Origin of the sequence: Halorubrum sp. SS7, assembly GCF_005435055.1 — an archaeon.
Classification (GTDB): Archaea; Halobacteriota; Halobacteria; order Halobacteriales; family Haloferacaceae; genus Halorubrum; species Halorubrum salinarum.
On sequence record NZ_SGXV01000207.1, the window covers coordinates 441 to 683 of the forward strand.

The 243-nt window shown below is 63.0% G+C and carries 1 pseudogene; it reads left to right on the forward strand.

The annotated features are described in order from the left end of the window. A pseudogene (locus tag EXE44_RS21645) lies at positions 1–243 on the forward strand (N-ethylammeline chlorohydrolase); the annotation flags it as partial.

The following is a 243-nucleotide window of genomic DNA, read 5'->3' on the forward strand; positions in this document are numbered from 1 at the left end:
CCTCGCTGACGACGACGACATCCAGCGAACCGCCAATGCGAACGCGTCTGTCGCACACTGCCCGTCAGTCTTCGCGTACTGGAACCCGGACGGGGACATACAGTGGACACCCGTGCCGGAACTCCGCGACGCAGGCGTCGATGTCGGGATCGGCATTGACGACCACTACTGGCACGACTCCTACAGCATGTTCGGTGAAGCACGGCAGGCACGGCTGGCGGCGAACCTCAAACGTTCTACTGG